This is a genomic window from Desulfovibrio sp. 6_1_46AFAA (assembly GCF_000224635.1).
GTDB classification, from domain to species: Bacteria; Desulfobacterota; Desulfovibrionia; order Desulfovibrionales; family Desulfovibrionaceae; genus Desulfovibrio; species Desulfovibrio fairfieldensis.
The window spans coordinates 2,501-5,835 of sequence record NZ_JH114307.1 but is presented as its reverse complement, the minus strand read 5'-3'; the positions used below and the strand labels follow the sequence as shown (position 1 = coordinate 5,835).

Sequence of the window (3,335 nt, the reverse complement as noted above, 5' to 3'; positions counted from 1 at the left end):
GGGCAGGATACGCCGAGATACCGTCAAGGAAGCGGCGTGCAGGCGCGAAGAAGCCCGAGAGGATATCCCCCAGCGGCAAAAAAGCTCCCTGGGCAGTTTTAGAAGCGGCTCCGAGGGTTTTCCAGCCTGGCCGGTTCAAGGCAAGGTGAGGAAGGGAGGGATGAAGGAAGCGGTGGGATGGTTCGGGAATTCGCGGAGTTGGGGGGGGGCGCAGGCGCGGCAGCATAGGGCGGACAAGAGAAGCCCCCCACGCGCTGAGAGCGGCGAGGGGGGCTTCCGAGCAATTTTTGGCAGCGGCCTACTTTCCCACATGACGTTATGCAGTATCATCGGCGAGGAAGAGCTTAACTACCGAGTTCGGAATGGGATCGGGTGTACCCTCTTCTCTATGGCTGCCAAAAAATTTGTCAAAAATATAATTGACAGGGAAGGAAGGAGTTTTTCAAGAGAACAAGCCTCACGGGCTATTAGTACTGGTCAGCTCCACGCCTCGCGGCGCTTCCACCCCCAGCCTATCAACGAGGTAGTCTACCTCGGCCCTTCAGGACTTGCGTCAGGGAGAACTTATCTTAAGGCAGGCTTCCCGCTTAGATGCTTTCAGCGGTTATCCCTTCCGCACATAGCTACCCTGCTATGCCGTTGGCACGACAACAGGTCCACCAGGGGTGCGTCCATCCCGGTCCTCTCGTACTAGGGACAGGCCCTTTCAATTCTCCAACGCCCACAGAAGATAGGGACCAAACTGTCTCACGACGTTTTAAACCCAGCTCGCGTACCACTTTAAACGGCGAACAGCCGTACCCTTGGGACCTGCTTCAGCCCCAGGATGTGATGAGCCGACATCGAGGTGCCAAACCGCATCGTCGATGTGAACTCTTGGATGCGATCAGCCTGTTATCCCCGGCGTACCTTTTATCCAATGAGCGATGGCCCTTCCATTCGGGACCACCGGATCACTAACACCTACTTTCGTACCTGCTCGAGATGTCTCTCTCGCAGTCAAGCTCCCTTATGCGTTTGCACTCGACGGCTGGTTTCCAATCAGCCTGAGGGAACCTTTGCATGCCTCCGTTACATTTTAGGAGGCGACCGCCCCAGTCAAACTACCCACCAGACACTGTTCCCTCGCCGGCTTACGGCTGAGGGTTAGGGACCTGAAAAAACAAGGGTGGTATTTCAACAATGGCTCCCTCCATACTAGCGTACAGAGTTCACAGCCTCCCACCTATCCTACACATGCAGGTTCAAATCCCAATGTCAAGCTATAGTAAAGGTGCACAGGGTCTTTCCGTCTTTCTGCGGGTACACGGCATTTTCACCGCGACTTCAATTTCACCGAGTCTCTGGCCGAGACAGTGTGGAGATCGTTACGCCATTCGTGCAGGTCGGAACTTACCCGACAAGGAATTTCGCTACCTTAGGACCGTTATAGTTACGGCCGCCGTTTACCGGGGCTTCAATTCGGAGCTTCGCTTGCGCTGACCCCTCCTTTTAACCTTCCGGCACCGGGCAGGCGTCAGTCCGTATACGTCGTCTTTACGACTTCGCACAGACCTATGTTTTTAGTAAACAGTCGCCACCACCATTTCTCTGCGGCTCCCTCAGGCTCAACAAGTGAATCGCTTCACCTAAAGGAGCACCCCTTCTTCCGAAGGTACGGGGTTATTTTGCCGAGTTCCTTGGCCAGAGTTCTCTCGAGCGCCTTGGATTATTCATCCCACCCACCTGAGTTGGTTTCCGGTACGGTTTGCGTGTTCTAAACTTAGAAGCTTTTCTTGGCAGCATAGACTCAGCGACTTCAGGGCTTACGCCCACGGACTCGCGTCTCAGCATAAAGGGAAACGGATTTGCCTGCTTCCCATGCCTACTCGCTTGCACCGGGTAATCCAACACCCGGATCGCCTATCTTCCTGCGTCCCTCCTTCGCGCGAACACACAAGTACGTGAATATTAACACGTTTCCCATCAGCTACGCCTTTCAGCCTTGCCTTAGGGGCCGACTAACCCTGGGAAGATTACCTTTACCCAGGAAACCTTGGGTTTACGGCGAACGGGTTTTTCACCCGTTTTATCGTTACTCATGTCAGCATAATCACTTCTCCACAGTCCAGCATGCTTTACAACACACCTTCAGCCCATGAAGAACGCTCCCCTACCAGACCGCATACGCGGAATTCAAAGCTTCGGTAATATGCTTAGCCCCGTTACATTTTCGGCGCAACGTCATTAGACCAGTGAGCTATTACGCTTTCTTTAAACGATGGCTGCTTCTAAGCCAACGTCCTGGGTGTCTCTACAACGTCACCACCTTAACCACTGAGCATATATTTGGAGACCTTAGCTGTTGATCTGGGCTCTTACCCTCTCGACAATGGACCTTAGCACCCACTGTCTGACTCCCGTGGTACATCTGACCGGCATTCTGAGTTTGAAAGAGTTTGGTAATCTGGTAGGACCCCTAGCTCTGTCAGTGCTTTACCTCCGGTAGACAATCCACGAGGCTATACCTCAATATATTTCGGGGAGAACCAGCTATCACCGGGTTTGATTGGCCTTTCACCCCTATCCACAAGTCATCCCAACCGTTTTCAGCCGGTATGGGTTCGGTCCTCCACAAGGTTTTACCCGTGCTTCAACCTGCTCATGGATAGATCACCCGGTTTCGGGTCTAATCCGCACTACTATCGCCCTTATCAGACTCGCTTTCGCTACGGCTCCACTTACGCTTAACCTCGCAGTACAGATTAACTCGCTGACTCATTATGCAAAAGGCACGTGGTCACCATGCAAGCACGGCTCCCACAGCTTGTAAGCATCAGGTTTCAGATTCTATTTCACTCCCCTGACAGGGGTTCTTTTCACCTTTCCCTCACGGTACTGGTGCACTATCGGTCGTCGGTTAGTACTTAGCCTTGGAAGATGGTCCTCCCGGATTCCCACGGGGTTTCACGTGCCCCGCGGTACTCAGGTACCGGCTGCGTCACTTTCAGGTTCGGGTACGGGGCTATCACCCGCTTTGGCAAAGCTTTCCAGCTTCCTTCCCCTGCCTACTCATGAATCACGTATGCCGGCCCTACAACCCCGGCTGGACGAATCCAACCGGTTTAGGCTCTTCCCCCTTCGCTCGCCGCTACTGAGGGAGTCTCGTTTGATTTCCTTTCCTTCAGGTACTGAGATGTTTCACTTCCCTGAGTTGGCTTCCTGCAAGCTATGTATTCACTTGCGGATGACGGGACATGACTCCCGCCGGGTTTCCCCATTCAGACATCCCCGGATCGCAGAATGTTTAGCTTCTCCCCGAGGCTTATCGCAGCTTACCACGTCTTTCTTCGCCT

At 53.6% G+C, this 3,335-nt stretch carries 2 rRNA genes (1 of these 2 cut by a window edge); both read right to left on the bottom strand.

Annotated elements, in window-relative coordinates:
- Window positions 1-285: 285 nt before the first annotated feature.
- Window positions 286-400: ribosomal RNA gene (rrf, locus tag HMPREF1022_RS16335) — 5S ribosomal RNA — on the bottom strand.
- A gap of 46 nt (window positions 401-446) precedes the next feature.
- Window positions 447-3,335, bottom strand: a 23S ribosomal RNA gene (locus HMPREF1022_RS16330); it runs 43 nt beyond the window's last position.